General features: G+C 24.8%; 19 protein-coding genes and 1 rRNA gene. 16 read left to right on the forward strand and 4 right to left on the reverse strand.

Going from position 1 to position 23,449, the window contains the following annotated elements:
- Positions 1-194 precede the first annotated feature (194 nt).
- From D9T19_RS12645 to D9T19_RS12655, 3 genes are read left to right on the forward strand one after another with little or no spacing between them, the layout of a single operon-like run.
- Complete coding sequence (locus tag D9T19_RS12645) at positions 195-1,253, forward strand: ABC transporter permease (RefSeq protein WP_228198007.1); 1,059 nt, start codon at positions 195-197, stop codon at positions 1,251-1,253.
- Complete coding sequence (locus D9T19_RS12650) at positions 1,250-1,921, forward strand: ABC transporter ATP-binding protein (protein WP_121628609.1); 672 nt, start codon at positions 1,250-1,252, stop codon at positions 1,919-1,921. Before D9T19_RS12645 ends, D9T19_RS12650 begins: the two co-directional genes overlap by 4 nt.
- The gene (locus D9T19_RS12655) at positions 1,914-2,882 is read left to right on the forward strand and encodes a hypothetical protein (RefSeq protein ID WP_121628610.1); all 969 of its coding nucleotides are present in this window, start codon (positions 1,914-1,916) and stop codon (positions 2,880-2,882) included. Before D9T19_RS12650 ends, D9T19_RS12655 begins: the two co-directional genes overlap by 8 nt.
- 8 nt (positions 2,883-2,890) lie before the next feature.
- Here D9T19_RS12655 and D9T19_RS12660 read toward each other — a convergent pair whose 3' ends face one another.
- Positions 2,891-5,683: a DUF3427 domain-containing protein gene (locus D9T19_RS12660; RefSeq protein WP_121628611.1), complete on the reverse strand. Its 2,793-nt coding sequence runs from the start codon at positions 5,681-5,683 to the stop codon at positions 2,891-2,893.
- A gap of 65 nt (positions 5,684-5,748) precedes the next feature.
- On the opposite strand from D9T19_RS12660, the gene D9T19_RS12665 reads away from it, so the two are divergent.
- The 12 genes from D9T19_RS12665 to D9T19_RS12720 all read left to right on the forward strand — a co-directional run bounded on the left by D9T19_RS12665 (position 5,749) and on the right by D9T19_RS12720 (position 19,586).
- Positions 5,749-6,462, forward strand: a complete 714-nt coding sequence (locus tag D9T19_RS12665; protein ID WP_121628612.1) for a GNAT family protein — start codon at positions 5,749-5,751, stop codon at positions 6,460-6,462.
- Positions 6,463-6,538: 76 nt separating this feature from the next.
- Positions 6,539-7,327 carry a substrate-binding periplasmic protein gene (locus tag D9T19_RS12670; protein ID WP_228198008.1) on the forward strand — a complete coding sequence of 263 codons (789 nt, stop codon included), beginning with the start codon at positions 6,539-6,541 and terminating at the stop codon, positions 7,325-7,327.
- Between the two features lie 4 nt (positions 7,328-7,331).
- Positions 7,332-9,785, forward strand: coding sequence for a PAS domain S-box protein (locus D9T19_RS12675; RefSeq protein ID WP_121628614.1), 2,454 nt, complete (start codon positions 7,332-7,334; stop codon positions 9,783-9,785).
- Positions 9,786-9,876: 91 nt separating this feature from the next.
- On the forward strand, positions 9,877-10,830 hold the full coding sequence (locus D9T19_RS12680) for a YbgA family protein (RefSeq protein ID WP_121628615.1): 954 nt from the start codon (positions 9,877-9,879) through the stop codon (positions 10,828-10,830).
- Positions 10,827-12,179: a cryptochrome/photolyase family protein gene (locus tag D9T19_RS12685; RefSeq protein WP_121628616.1), complete on the forward strand. Its 1,353-nt coding sequence runs from the start codon at positions 10,827-10,829 to the stop codon at positions 12,177-12,179. Before D9T19_RS12680 ends, D9T19_RS12685 begins: the two co-directional genes overlap by 4 nt.
- Positions 12,160-13,593 (forward strand): phytoene desaturase family protein, encoded by a 1,434-nt coding sequence (locus tag D9T19_RS12690; protein WP_121628617.1) that lies wholly within the window; start codon positions 12,160-12,162, stop codon positions 13,591-13,593. Before D9T19_RS12685 ends, D9T19_RS12690 begins: the two co-directional genes overlap by 20 nt.
- A complete protein-coding gene (locus D9T19_RS12695) occupies positions 13,586-14,575 on the forward strand; it encodes a sensor histidine kinase (protein WP_121628618.1) in 990 nt (329 codons plus the stop codon). Before D9T19_RS12690 ends, D9T19_RS12695 begins: the two co-directional genes overlap by 8 nt.
- 14 nt (positions 14,576-14,589) lie before the next feature.
- Positions 14,590-15,312 (forward strand): LytR/AlgR family response regulator transcription factor, encoded by a 723-nt coding sequence (locus D9T19_RS12700; protein ID WP_121628619.1) that lies wholly within the window; start codon positions 14,590-14,592, stop codon positions 15,310-15,312.
- A 76-nt stretch (positions 15,313-15,388) separates the two neighbouring features.
- Positions 15,389-17,659, forward strand: a complete 2,271-nt coding sequence (locus D9T19_RS12705) for a cache domain-containing protein (RefSeq protein ID WP_121628620.1) — start codon at positions 15,389-15,391, stop codon at positions 17,657-17,659.
- Positions 17,660-17,749: 90 nt separating this feature from the next.
- Entirely contained in the window at positions 17,750-18,610 is an 861-nt protein-coding gene (locus D9T19_RS12710) for a TIGR01777 family oxidoreductase (RefSeq protein WP_121628621.1), read from the forward strand.
- A gap of 2 nt (positions 18,611-18,612) precedes the next feature.
- Positions 18,613-19,065, forward strand: a complete 453-nt coding sequence (locus tag D9T19_RS12715; protein WP_121628622.1) for an SRPBCC family protein — start codon at positions 18,613-18,615, stop codon at positions 19,063-19,065.
- The gene (locus tag D9T19_RS12720) at positions 19,062-19,586 is read left to right on the forward strand and encodes a lipocalin family protein (RefSeq protein ID WP_121628623.1); all 525 of its coding nucleotides are present in this window, start codon (positions 19,062-19,064) and stop codon (positions 19,584-19,586) included. Before D9T19_RS12715 ends, D9T19_RS12720 begins: the two co-directional genes overlap by 4 nt.
- A gap of 11 nt (positions 19,587-19,597) precedes the next feature.
- Here the strand turns inward: D9T19_RS12720 and thiD are convergent, their stop codons facing one another.
- A complete protein-coding gene (gene thiD / locus D9T19_RS12725; RefSeq protein WP_121628624.1) occupies positions 19,598-20,374 on the reverse strand; it encodes a bifunctional hydroxymethylpyrimidine kinase/phosphomethylpyrimidine kinase in 777 nt (258 codons plus the stop codon).
- A gap of 125 nt (positions 20,375-20,499) precedes the next feature.
- On the opposite strand from thiD, the gene D9T19_RS12730 reads away from it, so the two are divergent.
- Positions 20,500-21,522: a threonine aldolase family protein gene (locus tag D9T19_RS12730; RefSeq protein ID WP_121628625.1), complete on the forward strand. Its 1,023-nt coding sequence runs from the start codon at positions 20,500-20,502 to the stop codon at positions 21,520-21,522.
- A gap of 48 nt (positions 21,523-21,570) precedes the next feature.
- On the opposite strand, the gene aldA is transcribed toward D9T19_RS12730, so the two are convergent.
- Together aldA and rrf are read right to left on the reverse strand one after the other, a co-directional pair.
- Positions 21,571-23,007 carry an aldehyde dehydrogenase gene (gene aldA / locus D9T19_RS12735; RefSeq protein ID WP_121628627.1) on the reverse strand — a complete coding sequence of 479 codons (1,437 nt, stop codon included), beginning with the start codon at positions 23,005-23,007 and terminating at the stop codon, positions 21,571-21,573.
- Between the two features lie 305 nt (positions 23,008-23,312).
- A 5S ribosomal RNA gene (gene rrf, locus D9T19_RS12740) occupies positions 23,313-23,429 on the reverse strand.
- Positions 23,430-23,449: the final 20 nt, after the last annotated feature.

Below are 23,449 nucleotides of genomic sequence, written 5' to 3' on the forward strand. Positions count from 1 at the left end.
AATTAGATTCTATAAAGATTATTCTTATACATTTTACCCCGAACAACAAAAAATAAATTATCTGGATTTTATATATGAAAAATAGTACTTTTTTTAATTTCTTATTTCTTTTGATATATAAACATAAATCAAAGCATATCGCTATTTCCCTAATCTCTGTACTTATTGTATTTTTAATTTCTTCAGTATTATTTATGTCTTCATCAATACAAAAAGAGTTATTCTCAACACTAGATGCACAAAGTGATTTTGTAGTACAAAAAATGAATCAAGGAAGAATCATAAATATTCCTAATTCTTGGATAGAAGATTTCTCACAAATCAATGGAGTGAAAAATGTTCAACAAAGAGTTTATGGACAATATTATTTCCAACCTTCAAAAAAATACTTTACAATCGTTGGAGTTGATTTATTTGAAGAAAATATAAATAAAAATATTAAAAAACTATTATCAAAATTGAATATTTCTGTTTTCCTTGAAAAAGATTCTATGATTATAGGAAATGGCGTTAAAAAACAATTTGATAAATTTTATTATTCTAATGATTATTCTTTTAAATTATCTAATAGAGAATTAAAAAAAGTATCCATTTTTAAAGACCTTCCAAAAGCTAGTAATTTAATTGCAAATGATTTGATTATAATGGATATTTCACTTGCAAAAGAGATATTAAATATAAATGAAGATGAATCAAGTGATATTATATTAAATGTCCCAAATGAATTAGAAAGACCAAATGTAAAAGTTGAATTGATTTTAAAGCATTTAGACATTAGAGTTATCCAAAAAGAAGATATTAAAAAAGCCTATGAAAACTTATATAATTATAAAGGTGGATTATTTTTAATTTTATTTATCATTGTTATGATAACTTTTGTATTAATTTTATACCAAAGATATACAATGATTTCTTCATCTGACAAAAAAGAAATTGGAATTTTAAAAGCTGTTGGGTGGAGTATAAAAGATATTATAAAACTAAAAATTTTTGAAACTTTTATAGTTGCATTTTTAGCTTTTTTAATTGGAATTATTTTTGCTTATATTTTTGTATTTATTTTAGATGCACCACTTTTAAGTAATATTTTTTTAGGATTTCATAACTTGGAAAACAATGTTTCATTTATACCAAATATTAGTTTTTCAAGTATTGTAACACTATTTATATTTTTTATAATTCCTTTTATAAGTGCAGTTTTAATTCCTGTTTGGAAAATTGCAGTTATAGATGCACATGAGAGTATGAAATGATAAAAGTCAATAAGTTAAATAAAGTATTTAATCAAAATACAAAAAAAGAGTTTCACGCATTAAAAAACATAAATATACAAATACAAACTTCATCTTGCGTGATATTAAAAGGTGTAAGTGGATCTGGAAAATCTACCCTACTTTCAATTTTAGGAACACTTTCTAAGCCTTCTAGCGGTGATATAATTGTAGATGATGATAGTATTGCAAAATTACCTGATTTGCACGCATCTTTATATAGAGCTAAAAACCTAGGATTTATTTTCCAGTCATATAATCTTTTTAATGAATTAGATGTCTCTGAGAATGTTTCAATTCCATTAATACCTATAGGATTTACACAAAAACAAATAAATGAAAAAGTAAAAATAACTTTAAATCTTGCAAATATAGAACATAAAAAAAATGAAACAGTTTCTAACCTTTCAGGTGGAGAAAAACAAAGAGTTGCCATTGCAAGAGCTTTAGTAAATAATCCTGATATTATACTTTGTGATGAACCAACTGCAAATTTAGATACTAATAACTCATTAAAATTTATTGAAGTAATGAGAAAATTAAAAGCACTAAAAAAAACAATTATCATAGCAACACACGATCCTATTTTTGATAATCTTGATTTTGTAAATGATATTATAAATATAAAAAATGGAGAGATACTTGAATAGCGTACTTTTATCAAATGAAATCATAGTATTTTTATTTACACAAATAACACTTTTAGTTTTACTTACTATCTCTTTTTTTTATTCAATCTCAATTATTAAAAACTGGGATTATTCAAAAACTACACAAACACAATATAAACTTGAAAAACGTTCATATTTAGTAATATTAATTATAACATTTACAATGATAATCAAAATATTCCTACTTCCTTATTTTGCTTATAGTATTGATATACTATCCAATATAGTCCCTGGTGCGATGTGTGCAGCTGGTGTTATTGGAGCAAATGAATATGGTCAACCTCTTTTAGGTTTTAAAGTTGTTCTATTGTTTTTTATTGGTATTTGGATGATTTTAAATACACTTGATTTAAAAGAGAAAACATATCCATATACAAAGAAAAAGTTTTGGTTTTTTATTTTTATATTTGCACTTATAGTAATAGAAACTACTCTTGATATTTTATACTTAACAAATATCTCAACACAAGAACCAGTTCTTTGTTGTTCAGTAATTTTTGGAGCAAGTTCAACAGGTGGACAAATACCATTTAACTTAAATATTCCAATGCTTTTAGTGATTTTTTACTTATTATATTTTCTTAGTATATTTGTTAACATTCAAAAAAATCCATACCTAAATATACTTGTAAATATTTTATTCCTTTACATCTCTTATTATGCAGTTACCTACTTTTTTGGAACATATATCTATGAATTACCAACACATAAATGCCCATTTTGTATGCTGCAACATGAGTATTTTTATATAGGTTACTTTATTTGGGGTTCTTTATTTTTAGGAGTATTTTATGCTTTTGCATACTCAGCACTTAAACTTTTTGTAAATAAATCACTTGATTATACCTTGAAATATTCACTTATTTTTAATACATTATTTGTATTTATTTGTACTTTTTATGTAATTAGATTTTATTTTGTAAATGGAGTTTTTCTTTAAGAAAAACTCTAAAGAACTATTTTCGTAAACTCTTCAAAGAGTTTATCACCTAGAGGAATTTCTAGTTTGAGAATAGTTGAGATTGGTTTATTTCCTTTGTACTCAATAGTATTTGCTAATCCTAGATAAATAAATCCTTGAGTTTTTTTATCTACTTGTGCAAATTTTCGTACAAATATATGTAGTTTTACATTTAGTTTTTTATTATTGATTAATTTATTTCCATCAACACTTGTTTGAGAAGTGCTTGGTTTGCTTTGATAAGTAAATGTGTCTTTTGATAAAAAGGCATTATCATAAGTAGAAGATTTTGAGAATTTTTCTTTTTCTAGATTTATAAATAAAAAGAAATCATCTTGATATTTTAAAAATCCACTTCCTCTAAAAGATGAATGTATTTTATTAAAGTTACAAAGTTGTGCGATATTTAGCATATTGTATTTTGTATATAGTTTTAAAAATGGTAAGCCATAATCTTTTACTCCAAACTCTTTTTCATAGTGCATAATTCCATAATCCAAACTATCTATAAATATTTCTTTATATTTTTTATTTAATAAAAGTGCTTTAAACTCTTTTGTTTTTACTAGTTTTGAATCTTCATAATTTACTAATTTTATATATCTTAAAACTTGTCCCTTATCAAAGTAGTTTTGGTTTAGAAAATTGAAACTATGAATAATAGTGTCTGTATTTATTTTGTCTAAATATTTATTTAGGATTTTAAAAGCTATTTTTTCATCTATACTTTCATTATTAATTAAATACTTTAAAATCACAAACTCATAAGCTCTTTTTATTGGGAGTAAATAATCAATAAACCTAATAGCTTTTATAAATACCTCATCATTACAAATTTCTTTTATCTGCTTATCATCCTCAACTTTAGATATAAACTCAATATATGATTTAGAATCACTTATAAAGCTTAGAGGAGAGATTGTCTGTTCATAATGTAAGTAATCAACTAACTTAGGTTTTCTATTATTTAAAATATCTTTAAATCTATAATATTGCTCTTTTAAATATTTTAAATGATTAAAGTTTTTTGCATCTATTTGTTCTAATATTCTTTGTTTGGATATTTCATCCATTTTGATAAATACATTTTGCATATTAGCAAAGTTGTTTTCTACAGATATTTTAATACTTTCTTTATCAATTGCTTTATTTCCTACAAGTGCAAGAGCTATTAAATATGCCTTTTGGTGGTTACCAATAAAATCTAAAACTGTTAAAAAATCTTTATTCTTATATTTACGTAATCCTCGACCTAACTGTTGAATAAAGATAATTGGTGAGTAAGTAGGTCGAAGCATCAAAACTGTATTTATTGATGGTATATCTATTCCTTCATTAAAAATATCAACTGTAAATATTACTTCTAAGCAATTCGCATCATCTTCTAGATTTTTTATTGCTTCTTCTCTTTGGGCAATTGTATTATTACTTACAAGGAAAGTTGAGTTTATTCCTCTTTTATTAAACTCTTCACTCATATAAATACAATGCTCTTTTGATACACAAAAAGCTAAAACTTTTCTTTTACTTCCACTATGAGAATAAAACTTCATTTTTTCTATTATATATTCAACTCTTTTATTTACTTTTAAAATTCTTGTTAATTCATCTATTTTTGAGATATCAACACTATTGTAATCTAAAGTATTAATATCTGTAATTCCATAATAATGAAAAGGAGTAACCAAATTATTTTCTAATGCATCATCAAGTGTAATATCACAAGCTATATTTTCATCAAATACTTTATATATACTATTTCCATCCATTCTATTTGAAGTTGCAGTAAGTCCTAAAAGAAACTTAGGAGTAAAATGATTTACGACTTTCATATACGTGTTTGATACAATATGATGTACTTCATCTACTATAATATAATCAAACTCATCTTTAGAAAAGTTCTTATAGTTTAAACTCATTGTTTGGATTGTTGAAAATAGATAGTTTTTATCTAACTCTTTTTTGTTTCCTGTATATAAACCACATAAAAATTTATCATCAATTATACTTTCAAAACTTTGTTTTGCTTTTATTAATATATTTTCTCTATGAACTAAAAAGAGTAATTTATTTGGTCTCATTTGTTTTACATCAAAAACACTAAGATATGTTTTTCCTGAACCAGTTGCGGCAATTACCAAGGCTTTATTTTCACCTTTTTCTCTTAAGTTTTTAAGTCGTTTGAGTGCTTGTATTTGCATATAGTTTGATTTTAGTTTTTCTGTTTTTAATCTAAAAGTTTTTGTAAATCCTTTTGATTCTAAACTTTTTTTAAACTCATCATACCCTATTAAAAATTCTTTATTTACATCTATTGAGTTTTCCCATAAGATACTAAACTCATTTATTATTTCATTTAAAAACAAATCATCTTTTTTACATAATGTTTTTATATTCCATTCTATATTTGTTTTAAAAGCACTTGCTGTTATATTTGAAGATCCAAGTAATACTTCATACTTTTCATCAAATTCAAAGATATAAGCTTTACTATGAAATCCTATATTTGTTTGGGAACTATCATATATTTTTAGCTCAATATTTTTAAACTCTTTTATCTTTTCCAAGGCTTTTACTTCTGTAAAATTTAAATATGTAGAAGTTAATATTTTACCTTTTATACCTTTTTCATCTAAACTTTTAAAACTATCCAAAAGTAGTTGTAAACCTGAGAAGTTTATAAATGCTACGTTAAATACAAAACTATTACAAGAGTTAAGAAGTTCCTCTAAATGATTATAAAAGTTTGATCTTTGATTATTTGTAATTAGTGTATTCAATAAAAAGCCTTAAGATTATTGTTTATTATAATTAAACGAAACGTAATCTATGATAAAATCCTTTTATGAGTACAGATAATACAATTTACTATTTAACCTTAGAAAATATAAAAGATACAGATATTCTTTTTAATGATATTTATTCAAATAAAGACACAAACTATTATTTTTCTGATGATTTTTCAAAAGAGTTTTATATCTATCTTGCACGTTGTGGCTTTATATCAACTACAACTATTTACGAAGATAAACTTTATTTATTACCTGAAATGCAATTTGACTATGCTCTTTTAGATTTTGAGAATCTTCATATTTCTAAAAAAGTAAAGAAATTACTAAAACAAGATAATTATATATTCACATCAAATACAAGGTTTGAAGAAGTTCTTGAAAACCTAGAAAATTATCATACTAATAACTGGTTAGTAGATGAATATAAAATGCTTATGATTGAACTATATAAAACTTATGATAATAATGATTTTAAAATCATCTCTTATGAACTAATAGATAAACAAAACAATCAATTAATAGCTGGAGAAATTGGCTATAAAATTTATGATACTTATACATCTTTAACAGGTTTTAGCTCGAAAGAAAAGAAATATAACAATTATGGAAAACTACAGTTAGTTTTACTTGCCTTACAACTTCAAAAAGAAAAATTTTCATTTTGGAATTTAGGTCAAGCATATATGCAATATAAGTTTGATTTAGGAGCTATAAAATATTCTCGTGATGATTTTTTAAAAAGATGGTTGCCAAAAATTTTCATTTAATAAAAAATATCAATATAGTTATATCAAATAAATATTATGCTATATTTTTATGCTAAATAATGAATTGGAGGATATTTTGAAAACATTTATATTTCCTGCTTTAATAGCATTTTTATCTTCATTATCTTTATATGCAGATAATACAAAACTAGATGAAATCATAAAAAATAATGAATTAAGAGTTTGTATATGGCCACAATATTATGGAATATCTTATGTAGACAGAAGAACTCAAAAACTAACAGGTATTGATAGTGATTTAGCTGTTGAATTAGCAAAAGACTTAAATGTAAACCTTAGATATGTACAAAGTTCATTTCCTACTTTAATAAATGATATAAAAAGTGATAAATGCGATATTGCAATGTTTGCAATTGGAAATACAAAAAAAAGAAGAGAACAAATGCGGTTTACTTCAGCACATCTTCAAAGTGATATATATGCTATTACAACTAAAACAAATAAAAAAATCAACTCTTGGGATGATATAGATAAAAAAGGTGTAATTATTGCTGTTGCAAAAGGAACTTATCACGAACCTATTATGATAAAAATGATAAAAAATGCAAAACTCGTAATAATAAAAGGTTTCAAAGATAGAGAAGATGAAGTTCAAGCAGGACGAGCAGATGTATTTATAGCTGATTATCCATATAGTGTTAAAATGATTAATAAAACTTCTTGGGCTAAATTAATAATTCCAAAAGAAACTTTTCATTTGACACCTTACGCTTGGACTATGGCTTATGGGAATAATAAATTTTATAATGCTGTCGAAAAATTTATTAAAGATATAAAAAATGATGGTAGATTAGAAGACTTTGCAAGAAGAAATGGCTTAGAACCAATGGTTAAAAAAGATTAGTCATATGAGAAATATCCTTACAAAAGATATAAATCTAATAATATTTGGATCTTTAATTATTCTTGCTGTAATAATAGTAGGGATAGTATCTTCATCAGAAATTTTAAAAAAAGAAACAATTAATAATCAATTAACCATATCTAAATTAAATGGTAAGTTTTTAGCAGAGAACTTAAACCAAAATATGCAAAATGTAGAATTATTTATAGAGAACATCCGCTCACTTATAAATTTAAAAGAACCTGAAAATATAATAAATAACAAGCTTTTTAATAGTCTAGATAGATTTCCTATTATTAGGTCTGTAAATATTTTAGACAAAAACAAAATTATATACAGTTCAAACAAGCTAAATATAGGCTTGGAAATAAGTGATAATGACTTTTTCCCAAAGCCATTATTTTCCAATAATATCCTAAGAGTATCAACTCCTTGGATAGGAAGAGATTTTATTTCAGGTTCCACATTATTATCAAAAAAGGATATTCCTGATTATAATTTATCTTTTATACCTATTTTAAAAAATACATACATAAATAAAAGAGAATTTACTGTAATAATAAACCTAAATACTGATTTTATTCTAAATAGATTTAAAGAACGTAGTGCAAATAATAAATTTAAGATAATATTATCAAGGACAGATAATCAAACTTTATTATCTAATTATCAGAATAATAAAATAGGACAAATAAAACAAAAAAGTACTCTACTAAAAGATGCTTTTGAATTTGATGAGGCAACAGGAATAGAAAAAATAAATGGTAAAAAACTTATTAGTACATATAACTTAACAAAAGATTATCCTTTTATTATCAGCCTTCATTTAAATTATAAAGAAAGTCTTTCTTCTTGGAATGAAAAGAGTTATAAATTTTTTATTATATCAATAAGTATAGTAGTCATGTGTATGCTTGTAGTGTTAATTTTAATACTTATTTATAAAAAAGAAAAAGAAAAAGAAATAAGTTTACATAGACAACAACTTGAGGATCAAGAAAAATTCAAACGTTTATTTCATGATTCTCATTTTATGGCAGCAGTTATTGATAAAGATGGAAAGATTTTAGATATTAATAATTCTGGATTAGAATTCACAAAAAATACAGCAAAAGAAACAATAGGTTATCCATTTTGGGATATTGGTTGTTGGAGATATGAAGAACAAGAATATCTAAAAGAGTTATTAACACAAGGAAATACAAGTGTTAATATAAAACAGGAAATTGATGCCCTAGATTCATCTAAGAAAGATGCTATCTTAGAAATCACTATATATACAATCAATAAAAATACAAAAAATTATAAATATATTGCTATTGGTCAAGATATAACACAAAGAAAAGAAAAAGAAAAAAAACTTCTACAATCATATACTGTTTTTAATAATACACGTGATGGTATTATGATTACAGATAAAGATACAAATATTCTTGATGTAAATAATGCTTTTGAATTTATTACAGGTTATTCAAAAAAAGAAATATTAGGTGAAAATACAAGAATATTAAAATCAAATCTTCATGATAAAGAATTTTATGACAATTTATGGACAAGTCTTAAAGAAAATAATTATTGGGAAGGTGAAATAATAAACTATAGAAAGGACAAAACTTTTTATACAGAATGGCTTACGATAAATGCAATACTTGGGAAAGATAAAGAAGTAGTCAATTATATTGGTATATTTAGTGATGTGACAAAAGAAAAAGAAAAAGAAATTTTATTAAAAGAGAAAGAATCTGTAATTTATCAACAATCTAAAATGGCATCAATGGGTGAAATGATAGAAAATATTGCTCATCAATGGAGACAACCTTTATCTGTAATCTCTACAGCTGCAACAGGAATTAAAGTTCAGAAAAAATTTAATTCTATATCAGAAGAAGATGAGATACAAAGTCTTGATTTAATTAATGAATCAGCACAATATTTATCTGCAACAATTGATGACTTTAGACACTTTCTTAGAAATGACAAAGAATTTAAAGAATTTACTTTAGAGGATAGTTTAAGTTCTGCAATAAAACTTATTAGTTCTAAACTAAAAAATAGAAATATTATAATTATTAAGGATATTGAAGATATTGAAATTTTTGGATTAAGAAATGAATTTATTCAAGTTATTATCAATATCATTAATAATGCAAAAGACGCTTTAGAAGAAACCCAATTAGCTAATAAATATATTTTTATCAATTCATATACCAATAAAAAAAGTGTAATTGTGGAAATAAAAAATAATGGTGGTAAAATCCCTCCAAAAATTATCAATAGAATATTTGAGCCATATTTCACCACAAAACATCAATCTCAAGGTACAGGAATTGGTCTTTATATGAGTACTGAAATTATAACTAAACATATGAAGGGATTACTTAGCGTTACAAATGAAGAATTCACATATAACAAAGAACAATTTAGTGGTCCATGTTTTAAAATTGAAATTCCCATCTAAAGCTATCAAAATATAAATCAATTAACATTTTATATATACCAAAAAACAAAAGAACTTATTATAATAAAGTATTAAAAAATAAGGATAAATTATGAAAATAGGTATCTCTTCTTGCCTTTTGGGTACACAGTGTAGATATGATGGTGGTCACTCTAAAGATGGGTTTATTATAAATGAACTTGGAAAATATTTTGATTTTATTCCATATTGTCCTGAAAAAATGATTTTTGCAACTCCGAGAGAAGCCATAAGACAAACTAGAAAAGATGGTATTATCAAAGTTAAAACTTCTACTACAAACCTTGATGTTACGCAAAAAGTAAATGATATTTCAAAGAAACTTGCAGATGAAATTCAAGAAAGTGAACTTTGTGGTTTTATCTTTAAATCAAAGTCTCCAACTTGTGGAATGGAGCGAGTAAAAATTTATCCAGAAAATAAAAGTGGACAAAGTGAAAATACAGGAGTTGGTATATTTGCAAAAGAAGTAAAAGATAAATATCCTCTTTTACCAAGTGAAGAAGAAGGAAGATTACACGATGCATGGCTTAGAGAAAATTTTCTTATGCAAATATTTGCATATAAACATATCTTTGAGTTTTTAAATACAAAACCTAGCCTTAATGACCTAATTACTTTTCACACTTCATACAAGTATTTAATTTATGCAAAATCACACGAAGCATATAAAGAGCTTGGAAATATCGTAGCAAATCATGAGAAAAAAGATACAAATATAATATTAGAAGAGTATAAACATTCATTTTTAAATGCCATTTATCAAAAAGGTACCATCTCAAATACATATAATGTTGTTTTACATATATATGGTTACTTTAAAAAGCTAATTACAAAAGAAGAAAAAGATGAATTATTAGAGTCTTTTGAAGATTACAAAAATGAAATAATACCTTTAATTGCAGTAATAAAACTTTTAAATCTTTATACGAAAAGATTTGATATAACATATTTAAAAACACAAAAGTTTTTAAATCCATATCCAAAAGAACTAGCACTTAGATCTTCTATATTGGCATATAAATGAGTCAAGTACTTTGGTTTAGAAGAGATTTAAGAATAGAAGATAATGCAATACTTTCAAATGCAAAAAATAAAGTATTGCCTATTTTCATCTTTGATAAAAATATTTTACAATCACTTCCAAAAAATGATATTAGAGTAAGTTTTATTTATCAATCTGTTTTAAAACTAAAAGAAAAACTTCAAAGTATTGGTTTAGATTTAGCAATATTTTATGATGAACCTATAAATGTATTTAAGAGCTTAAAAGCAAAGGGTTTTGATGAAGTTTTATGTTCAGTTGATTTTGATTCATATGCTAAAAAAAGAGATGATGAAATTGAAAAGATACTTCCTTTAAGAAGATTTCTTGATTCATTTATTCTAAATCCAAATGACCACCTAAAAAAAGATGCTACACCTTATAAGGTTTTCACTCCTTTTTATAAATCATTAAATATTATCACAAGTTCTAGTAGTATTGAACCCTTAGCAAGAAATAAAGAACTTATAAAGTCTGTTTTTGATTATGATTTTATTCCTACTTTAAAACAAATAGGATTTGAAAAACAAAACTTACCATCATTTTTAAAACTAGATGCTTTTTCTTTATTAGATGAATTTAAAGAAAAAATAAATGATTATAAAGTAAATAGAGATTTCTTTTATAAAAATGCACCATCAAATATTTCAGTACACTTACGATTTGGTTTGATTTCACCTAAACTGGTTTTTAACTATTTTAAAGCTTTTGATGATGAAAATAGTGAGTTTTTTATAAGAGAGCTTTTTTGGCGTGAGTTTTATAACTATATTTTAGTTCACTATCCATATTCAGAACATTCAAATTTTAATAATATCCAAGTTCAATGGAATGAGAATGAAGAAGATTTTAACAAATGGTGCGAAGGGAAAACTGGTGTTCCAATAATTGATGCAGCAATGATTCATCTAAATAATACAGGAACAATGCATAATCGTCTAAGAATGGTAGTAGCATCTTTTTTAACAAAAAATCTTTTTATCAATTGGAAAAAAGGTGAAAAATATTTTGCTCTAAAACTATTAGATTATGAAGCTAGTTCAAACATTGGAGGTTGGCAATGGGGTGCTAGTACAGGTGCTGATGCAAGCCCTTATTTTAGAGTATTTAATCCATATATTCAATCAAAAAAGTTCGATAAAGATGGTATTTTTATTAAAAGTGTAATACCACAATTAAAAGATGTTGAGCCTAAACTTTTTCATATTGAAAATGGTACAAGTTCTAATTTGTTTTGTGAATATCCAAAAAGTATGGTTGATATTTCACTTTCTAGAAAACAAGCAATTGAAAAATTCAAAAGAGCAAAAAATGAAAACATCAGAAATTAAAGATATTGCAATAGTCGGCTCAGGAATTGGAGGAGCTTTAATATCAGCACTTAATAAAGAAAAAGATTTAATACTTTTTGAAAGAGATAAAAATCTTGGAGGCTGTGCAAGTACATTTAAAAGAAGAGGAAACTACTATAATGCAGGAGCTACAACTTTTGTAGGATATGAAGAAAATCATCCTATTAAAAAAATATTTGACTATGCAAATTATACTCCTGATATTAAAAAAAGTGAAATAGCTATTAGAGTTATTCAAAATGGTAAAACACTTGATAGAGTAAAAGATTTTGATATATTTTTAGAAAATCTAAATGAAGTTTATCCACATAAAAACAACAAAATATTTTGGAGAAAAATCAAAGATTTAGATACAAAATTTTGGGAATTTAAAAATCTATATTTTGCGAAACACTCTTTAGATTCATATATAAAAACTATAAGTTCAAATATGCAACTATTTACTATTTTTGGCTTTGATATATTTAAAAATGCTGATTCTTTTATAGATGAAACTTTGCCAAATATTTCCAAAGAATATAAAAGTTTTATAAACTCTCAACTTCTAATCACTCTTCAAACAACATCTCAAAATGTCTCATTAATATCTTTGGCACTTGGATTATCTTATCCATTTCATGATGTTTTTTATGTAAATGGTGGAATGGGTTCTTTATTTGATGGTTTACTAAAAGATATAGATGTTCATATAAAAGAAGAAATATTAAATATCAAAAAAGAGAAAGATTTTTATAGAATCATCTCAAATAAAAATGAATACAAATCAAAAAAAGTGATTTTAAATAGTTCAACTTATGATAGTGCAAGTTTATTTGATGATGAAAAAATCAAAAAATATTATAATAGTTTTTCTTTTTCAGACCAAAGTGCTTTTGTTATATATTTATCAATAAAAAAAGAAAATATAAATGAAAACTTTTTACATCATTATCAAATAATTCTTGATAAAAACATTCCAAATAGTATTTCAAACTCTTTTTTTGTTTCTATTTCAAGTAGTGATGATGAAAAAATGTCAAGTGATTCTTATAGTATTACAATATCAACACATACAAAAGCTTTATATTGGAAGAATCTTCCAAAGCAAAGCTATGAAAAACAAAAAACAATTACACAAGATTTTATAATAACTCATCTATTAGAGAATTTTAAATCAATAAAAAAAGAAGATATAAAAAACTGTGAAAGTGCAACTTCTAAAACCTTTAAAAGATATATAAATAGATATAATTGTGGAGGTAAGGCAATTACATTAAAAAATATCTTACAAACACCCTCTTGTAATACTCCTTTTAAAGGACTTCATAGTATTGGTGATACAATCTTTGCAGGTCAAGGATGGCCAGGAATTGCCTTGGGTGTTGAAATTTTAAATAAGGAATTAAATGACTAGCGTTAAACTTCATATATCAAAATTCGACTGGTTATATATTATTATAATTGGTATTTTCTTTGGTTTTTTTATTTCATTATTTTTATATTTAATCAACATTAATTTAAAAGAGTTTTCAACTATAATTTTTGGAATATCAAGTGCAATATTCATATGCTTTAGTGCTTTTTTCTTTATTTCTATCTCAAATGATTTTATACTTCCAAGGCTTCATGAAAAATATTGGTATTTGGTTAGTTTTATTTTCTCTTTTCTTTCTGGCTTTTTAGGGTTTATGACAAGTTATTTTATATTTTCTTTTTTTGATTTTACAATCATTGATTTCATAAAACCTTTTTGGTTTTATATTAGTATTGTTATAGGTTTTTTCACCTTTCTTATTGGACTTATTCTTCATCAATTTATTTCAATGAAATATAGAAACGAATCAATAAAAAGTGAAGTTTTAGAATCAAAAATAAAAGCTTTAGAAAATGAGCTAAATCCTCATTTTTTATTTAATGCTTTAAATTCAATATCTGAATTAATCTATTTAGACCAAAAAAAAGCAGAAAAAGCTACATTGGATTTATCAGCTTTTTTAAGAAATGCAATTACTAAAGATACATTAATTAGTTTAGAATCTGAAATTAAAATGGTAGAAACATACTTAAAAATAGAGAATATTAGATTTGATGATAATATTAAAATAAAATTAGACATAAATAATGATGATTTAAATATAATGGTTCCAAAGTTTTCTATACAATTATTAGTTGAAAATGCAATAAAACATGGTTATTTACAAAAAGAATTAGATATAGAAATCACTGTAAAAAATAATGTTATTGAAGTTTCTAATAATGGTTTAATCACAAAAAATATTAAATTTGGAACAGGTTTAAGTAACCTAGCTACAAGATTAAAGCTTCTAAAAATTGGATATTTAGATAAAAAAATTCAAAATGATAAAATGATTTTTATTATTAGATTAAAGAAATAAACAAAGGTGTTAAAATGAAAGTACTTATTGTTGATGATGAAAAACTTGCTCTTTCTAGATTAAAAAGAATTCTAAATGAAGAAGGTATTTCAAATATAACTGCATGTAACAATCCAATAGATGCAATAAAAGAATCTACAAAAACAAAATTTGATATAGCTTTTTTAGATATTTCAATGCCAACAATGAGTGGACTTGAACTTGCAAATACTATTTTAGAAATGAATTCAAATATTTTTATTGTTTTCCAAACAGCTTTTGATAAATATGCTTTTGAAGCTTATCAAACAGGTGGATTAGATTATTTATTAAAACCAATATCTAATGAATCTGTTAAAAAATCTTTAGAAAAAATACAGAAATTTATTAATAACTCAAATTGTTCAAATATACAATCAGCAAAAAATATCTTAGCAAAAAGAGGTGCAAAAATATATATGATTAATATTGAAGATATTTATTATATAAAAGCAGATTTAGATGAAGTAATAATAAGAACTAAGCAAACAGATGCATATGTACGAAGAAAAATGCAAGATATGCAAGAACTCCTAAAAGAAAAAAACTTTTTTAGAATTCATCGTTCTATAATTGTAAATGTAGATAAAATAAGATCTATGAAAAGTATTGAACAATCAAAATTGGAAATCTCATTTATTGATATTGATGATATTGTAACTAGCTCAAAAGATGGTGCAAAAGAGTTTAGAGAATACATTGAGCAGAGAGCTTTTTGAAGATTATTATAAATAAAGTATTATTTACATACAAAACATTGTATAATATATAGTTATAATAAAAGTAAGGTATCACATGAACTCAGTAAAGAAAGAAAAGTTAATTCTTACAATTATTAAATTTTTTCCTGCAATTGTAATACTCTTAAGCTCAATTTTTATTACAAGTTATATCTCATCAGACTATCGTAATAATTTTAAAAAAGAAAAGATAGAAATAAAAAATAATTTCATTAAATCTAACAAAAATAGAATAAAAATAAATATTGATTCTATTACTAAATTAGTAGATACTAAAATAAAGAATGCACAAGTAACACTCAAAAATGATTTAGTGCATGAAATTAATGTTGCAAATAAAATTGCTACAAATATATATTATAAAAATAAAGATGTATTATCAAAAGAAGAAATAATATTACATATTAAAAACTCTCTTGAAGCATTAAGATTTAATAATGGACAAGAATATTTTTCTATACATACAATGGAAGGTGTAAATATTCTCCAACCTAATCATAAAGAATTTGAAGGTAAATTAATTATAAATAAAAAAGATGCACTAGGAAAGTTTACAATAAAAGAAATTATAAATATTGCTAAAACACAAGGTCAAGGTTTTATGTCTTGGTATTCAACAAAACCAAGTGATAAATCAAAAGAATTTGAAAAGATTGGTATTATAAAAAAGTTTGAACCGTATAATCTAATTATTACAACAGGAAGATTTGTAGACGAATATAATAAACAAATTAAAAAAGAAATCCTTAACCTTTTAAAAGTTATAAAATATCAAGATGATGGTTATATATTTATTATAAATAATGAAGAAGATTTTTTATTAACTAGAACTATTCTAACAAATATTAGAGATATAGAAAAAGATAATAACTTTACAAAAAAGTTCCAAGATTTTAAAGAATCTAAAGAAGAAGCTACTTTTATTGAATATGAGTTTATTAAAAAAGAACGTAAATATATAAAAGTTTCATATCTAAAAAAAGTACCTTCTTTAAATTGGATAATTGCTACTGGTTTTGATTATGATAACTTAAATTTATTAATTAATAAAAAACAAAAAGAGTTAGAAAAAAAATATGATTCACAATTATATATTATTTTGATAACTTCATTAATTATAACTTTAGTATTTCTAGTACTATTTATATATCTTTCAGGGCATATTGAAAAAATGTTTTATGAATATAAAGAAAAGCTTTTAGAACAAGAAAACTTAAAATTTGAAAGTATTATGGAAGAATTAAATCTTATTTTAGACCACTTACCTATGATGATGGTATTTAAAGATACAAAAGATAATATAATCAGAGTAAATAAAACATTAGCTAATTCTCTTAATTCTAGTGTTGAAGAATTAAGAAATATACCTACAAAAGATCTTTATCCAAATGATTATAAAAAATATTACAAAGATGATTTAGAAATTATTAGAACCAAAAAAGAAAAACTATCTATTATAGAAAATTATCAGACAGCAAATAAAGGAATAAAAGTAGAAACTTCTAAAATTCCAATTTTTGATAAAAATGGAGAGGTCCAAAATATTATTGCTTTTATTGTTGATGTAAGTGAAAAAGAAGCTCTAAAAGAAGACAATAAAAGAAAAGAAATATTATTACACCAACAAAGTAAAATGGCAATAATGGGTGAGATGATTGCTAACATTGCACATCAGTGGAAACAGCCTTTATCTACAATTACAACTTCTGCAACAGGCTCTAAACTTTTAAAAGAGATGAATTGTTTATCTGATAAAGAATTAATTTCATCTTTAGAAATAATAAATACTTCAGCACAATATTTAGCTCAAACAATAGATGATTTTAGAAATTTCTTTAATCCAAATTCTAATAATTATTCAGAATTTATGATATCTACACCAATAAATAAGACATTAAACCTTTTGCTTCCAAAATATAAAACTCAAAATATTGAAATTATAAAAGATATTGAAGATGTTGAAATTATCTCTTTAGAAAATGAAATTATACAAGTGTTAATAAATATCTTAAATAATGCAAGAGATGAACTAATTAAATATAAACAAAGAAGATTGATTTTTATAAAAACATATAAAAAAGAAAATTCTTTAATCCTTGAAATTAAAGATAATGCAAAAGGTATAAACAAAGATATTATAGACAAAATCTTTGATCCATATTTTACAACAAAAAAAAATTCTGAAGGTACAGGAATAGGTTTATATATGAGTAAAGATATTTTAACAAAGCTTTTAGATACACAAATAGATGTTCAAAATGAAACTTATACTTATGATAATATTGAATATACTGGGGCAAAATTTATAATAAAACTTAAATTATAAATATTTGAACTAACATAAAATCACTATTAGAAAACTATACTTATATTATAATTTAACAAATAACGTATATTGAGTTTTAAGGAGATAAGAATGAAAACAATAGCAATAACAGGTTCAACTGGATTTGTTGGTACAAATTTAAGAAGGGTATTTGAATCTAAAGGATTTAAAGTTTATGGAATAAAAAGAGATGAATTAAACAATAGTGAAAAACTAATATCTATAATTGAAGAAGCAAATATACTTATAAATTTAGCAGGTGCAAATATAATACATAGATGGACACCCAAATATAAAAAACTTTTAGAAAGTAGTCGTTTAGATACTACAAATGCATTAATTGAAGCAATAAGTCAAGCAGAAAATAAACCAGAAGTTTTTATTTCTACTTCTGCTGTTGGAATATATAAGAACAAAGCATGTTATGATGAAGAATCTTTTGAGTATGAAAATAACTTTTTAGCAAATCTTTGTAAATCATGGGAAAACATAGCTCTTAAAGCAGAAAAACTAGGCGTACGAACTGCTATTTTTAGATTTGGGATTGTCCTTGGAGAAGGGGGAGCTTTAGCAAAAATGCTTCTGCCTTTTAAACTTGGGCTTGGAGGGATTATTGGTGATGGTAAACAATACTTTTCTTTTATTCATATAGATGATTTAATAAATGCTTATGAATATGTATATGAAAATAAACATTGTAGAGGAATTTATAATCTAACAGCACCAACACCTACAAATAATTGTGACTTTACAAAAACATTAGGGAAAGCACTTAATCGTCCAACAATCATTCCTGTTCCAGAATTTGTATTCAATCTAATATTTAGTCAAGGAGGAGAAGTTTTAACACACGGACAGTGTGCTAAACCCAAAAGACTATTAGATCAAGGTTTTGAATTCAAGTATGAAAATATAACTGAAGCACTCAACAATTTAATAAAAAAGAAATGATTATGAAAACATTTGAAAAAGTAATCTTAATAAATTGTGATATTCAAGAGCTTTTTGATTTTCATATAAATATGAAGAATTTAGAAGCAATAACTCCTTTAAATGTAAAACTAAAACTATTAAATAAAGACTTTACTCCACATCTTGGTGGAGTAATTAAAATACAAACTATTAAAAATTTTATCCCAACTAATTGGGAAGTAAAAATAGAAAAATTAGAAAGTCCAAATCTACTTGTAGATTTAGCATTAAAATCACCTTTCAGATTTTGGGAACATTCTCATATTTTCACAAAAAAAGGCTCACATTGTGAGCTTAAAGATGTAGTTAAATATAAATTACCTTTTGGAAAATTTGGAGAACTATTTGATTTTTTTATTCAAAAAGAACTAAAAGCAATGTTTGAATATAGACATAGAATTACAAAAAAATTATTAGAAAAGGGAAATAAATGAGAAAGAACATTCTAAAAATTATCTTATTATTAGCACCATTACTTTTTTTTCTTGGATGTAGTACGAAATATAACCACCTACCAACAAGTAAAAGTGTAGATATAGATGCTTATAAGGGTACATGGTATGAAATAGCAAGATTTGAACATTTTTTTGAAAAGGAGTGTAAAAATGTTACTGCAACTTATACTCTTAAAAATGATGGGAAAATTGGAGTAGTCAACAAATGTACAAATATTCAAAACAATGAGAAAAAAGAAGCTACAGCGATTGCATATGCAATTGACAATACAAATTCAAAATTAAAAGTGAGTTTTTTTAGACCTTTTTATGGAGATTATTGGATTATTGATGTAGATAAAAATTATAAAGTAGCTTTAGTAGGAAGTCCTTCAAGAGAGTATTTATGGATTCTAAGTAGAGATAAGAAAATCGATGCTAAGATAAAAGAAGACCTTATATTAAAAGCATCAAAACTTGGCTTTGATACTAAAAAATTTATTTGGACTATTCAAGAATAAGATTTGAAATCTTATTCTATGTTTAGGCACTCAAAACCCTTTTTATGAGCGATTGGACCTTTTCCTTTTCCAAGATTGGGTGCATTTTTTATTGCTTGATAAATAAACTTATTTGATATATCTATTGATTCATCTAAGTTTTTTCCAAGTGCTAAGTTTGCAGCAATTGCACTAGAAAAACTACAACCTGTACCATGCGTATTTTCTGATTTTATATAAGGTGTTTCATATTTTCTAATTTTTCCATCAAAATATAAAGTATCAATACTTTTATCATTTTCATAATGATTTTTTACAATAGTAGCACACTTAAGTTTTCTAATTTCTTCAATAACTTCAATATTATTATCCTCATAATCAAATAATGCTTTTGCTTCAAACTGATTAGGAGTTAGTATTGTTACGTAATCAAAAAGCAACTTCATATTTAAAATAGCATCATCACTTAATAACATAGATCCAGCCTTAGAAATAAATACAGGATCTAATACAATAGGAATATCTAAATCTTTTATAAATTCTCTAACTGTATTAATTATTTCTTTTGAAAAAAGCATTCCTATTTTAATAGCACTCACTTCAAAATCAGCAAAAACCATTTCTAACTGTTCTTTTACAAATGAAGGTTCAACTGTACTTATACTCTTTACACCTGTTGTATTTTGTGCTGTTAAAACTGTTAATACAGTACATCCAAAAACACCAAAAGCCTCAAATGTTTTTAAATCAGCTTGTATTCCAGCCCCTCCACTACAATCACTACCTGCAATACTTAATACTACTTTCATTTAATACCTTTTATTCTTTTTTATTCTAATTAATTTTATTCAATTACATTATTTTACATAATATAATATCTTTATGCTAAAATCTCATAATTAAATAAGTAAAATGGAATTAAAATGGAATTAAAATGCAAAAATACAATTTTTTAGATGATTATAGTGAAGGCTGTCATCCCAATATTTTAAATAAGTTAATAGAAACAAATCTTATTCAACAAAACGCTTATGGCTTTGATGAATATAGTAATAAAGCAAAACAGTTAATTAAAAATAAATTATCAAATAAAGAATCAGAGATTTTCTTTGTAACAGGAGGAACACAAGCAAATCTAATTATTATCTCATCAATTTTACGCTCACATGAAGCTATCATATCAATTGATATTGGACATATTTTAGGAAGAGAAGCAGGTGCAATAGAAGCTACAGGACATAAAATAATATCTGTTCCATCATTAAATGGAAAACTAGATATCAATAAAATTCAAGTTGCTTTAGATAATCATAATATTATTCCACATATGGTTAAACCAAAATTAGTTTATATTTCAAATGCAAGCGAAATTGGTACTATCTATACAAAAAAAGAACTTCAAGAGATATCTAACTTTTGTAAAAGAAAAAATTTATATCTTTTCATAGATGGGGCAAGATTAGCTGCAGCACTTACTTCAACATATAATGATTTAACATTAAATGATTTATCAAAGCTTAGTGACATATTTACATTAGGTGCTACAAAAAATGGTGCTTTATTTGGAGAAGCAATTATTATTAATAATTCTACTCTTGCAGAAGACTTTAACATAAATATAAAACAAAAAGGAGCCTTATTAGCAAAAGGACGAACTATTGGTATTCAATTCTTAGAGCTTTTTAGAGATGATTTATATTTTAAATTAGCAAAAAGAGCAAATAACTTAGCTTTAATAATTTCCAATGAGTTTGTAAAAAAAGGATATAAATTATTAGATACTACACAAACAAATCAGATTTTTTTAATTTTACCAAATATTTTGATTGAACAATTAGAAAAAAAATTCTCTTTTTATATATGGAAGAAATATGATGAAAAGCATTCAATTATTAGAATAGTAACTTCTTGGATAAGTAATGAAGATAAAATTCAAGAATTAATAAATTCTATTTAAGTATTTACTATTTGTATAGGTGAGAAATTTTCACCTATACAAAAAAGATTATTGCTTATTCATATTATATTGTAAATAAACAACTTTAGTTTGTAAGAACTCTTCTAAACCATGTTTTCCATCAGCTCCACCAATACCAGATTTTCTCCATCCAGCATGGAAACCTTGCATTGCTTCAAAGTTTTCTCTATTTATATATGTTTCACCAAATTTGATTTCTTTACAAGCTCTCATTGCTATATCAATATTTTGTGTATAAATAGATGAAGTAAGTCCAAATTCACAATCATTAGCAAGAGCAATTGCTTCATCAAGTGTATCAAAAGTCATAATAGGAAGAACAGGTCCAAATATTTCTTCTTGAATAATTGCCATATCTTGTTTTACATCAACTAAAATACTTGGCTCATAATAAAAACCATCTTCTCTGTTTACTCTTTTACCACCTGTTGTTATTCTTGCTCCTGCTTCTACAGCACTGTCTACTAATCTTTGTACATTATGAATAGCAGCTTCATTAATAAGAGGACCCATATCAACTTCTTCTAATGGATTTCCACAAGTAATTACTTTCATAGCATTAGTAATTTTTTCAATAAACTCATCTGCGATGCTAGAATGAACATAAACTCTTTCAGCACAATTACAAACTTGACCATTATTAATAACACGTGAATTTTTAATTGCTTCAACAGCTAAATCAATATCAGCATCACCCATTACAATAGCAGGTGCTTTACCACCCAATTCTAATGAAACTTTTGTAACATTTTTAGCAGCAGCTTCCATAATTTTTACACCAGCTGGAACACTTCCTGTAAAACTTATAATTCCAACCTTTTCATTAGAAGCCAAAGAATTACCTACAACAGAACCTTCTCCAGAAACTAAATTAAATACACCCTTTGGAAGTCCCACTTCATCAACAAGTTTTGCAAATTCAAAAGCATTATTTGGAGTTTCAGAACTTGGTTTTATAACAATAGTATTTCCAGTTACAAAAGCAGGTGCCAATTTTCTAGCAATTAAAAAAAATGGGAAATTCCAAGGTAAAATTCCAGCAGCAACACCTATTGGAAGTTTAAATAAAAATATGTTTTCATTAGGACGATCACTTTGAATAATTTCACCTTCATAACGTCTAGCCCATTCTGCCATATAATCCATATAATCAGCAGTAAAATTTACTTCAACTTTGGCTAGACCTAATACTTTTCCTTGTTCTTGAGTAATTGTATAAGCTAACATATCAACATTATCACGAATCTTCTGAGCAATCTTATGTAAATATTCAGCTCGTTCAATAGCAGGTAATTTACCCCAAGAATCTTGTACCACTTCAGCTGCATTAACAGCAGCATTAACATCTTCTATTGTTCCTTTTGGAATATAAGATATAATCTTCTTATCTGAAGGATTAATAACTGATATTGTTTCATTAGATTCAACAAATTCACCATTTATATACATTTGATAGTTTTTTATTTCCATAATAATTTTCCTTTAGATTTTTTAATATTTTACTTACTGAAATTTTAAATTAGTAAATCATATATACTAGTAGCATAAAATATATTTGTCAAGAGTATAAATAAACTAAAAATCATTAGAAATAATATAAATTATGATAAAAGAAAAGAATAAAGAAATATTTAGAACATAGAAATTAAATAAAGAGAAAGCAAGAATAAGAAAGGCAAAATAAGCATAAACCGCTCAAAAAAAAAGCTTAGCTTAAAACACTACTAAAAAAGTGTAAAAAGCTAAGCTAATTTGAATAAATACTCAAGAGCTGGCAGTGACCTACGTTTCCGACAAGGGGACCCTGCAGTATTATCAGCGATGAAGAGCTTGACTTCCAGGTTCGAAATGGGACTGGGTATTTCCTCTTCTCTATAACCACCAGCAAAACTGAGTAATCAATATA

The organism is Poseidonibacter antarcticus (assembly GCF_003667345.1).
GTDB classification, from domain to species: domain Bacteria; phylum Campylobacterota; class Campylobacteria; order Campylobacterales; family Arcobacteraceae; genus Poseidonibacter; species Poseidonibacter antarcticus.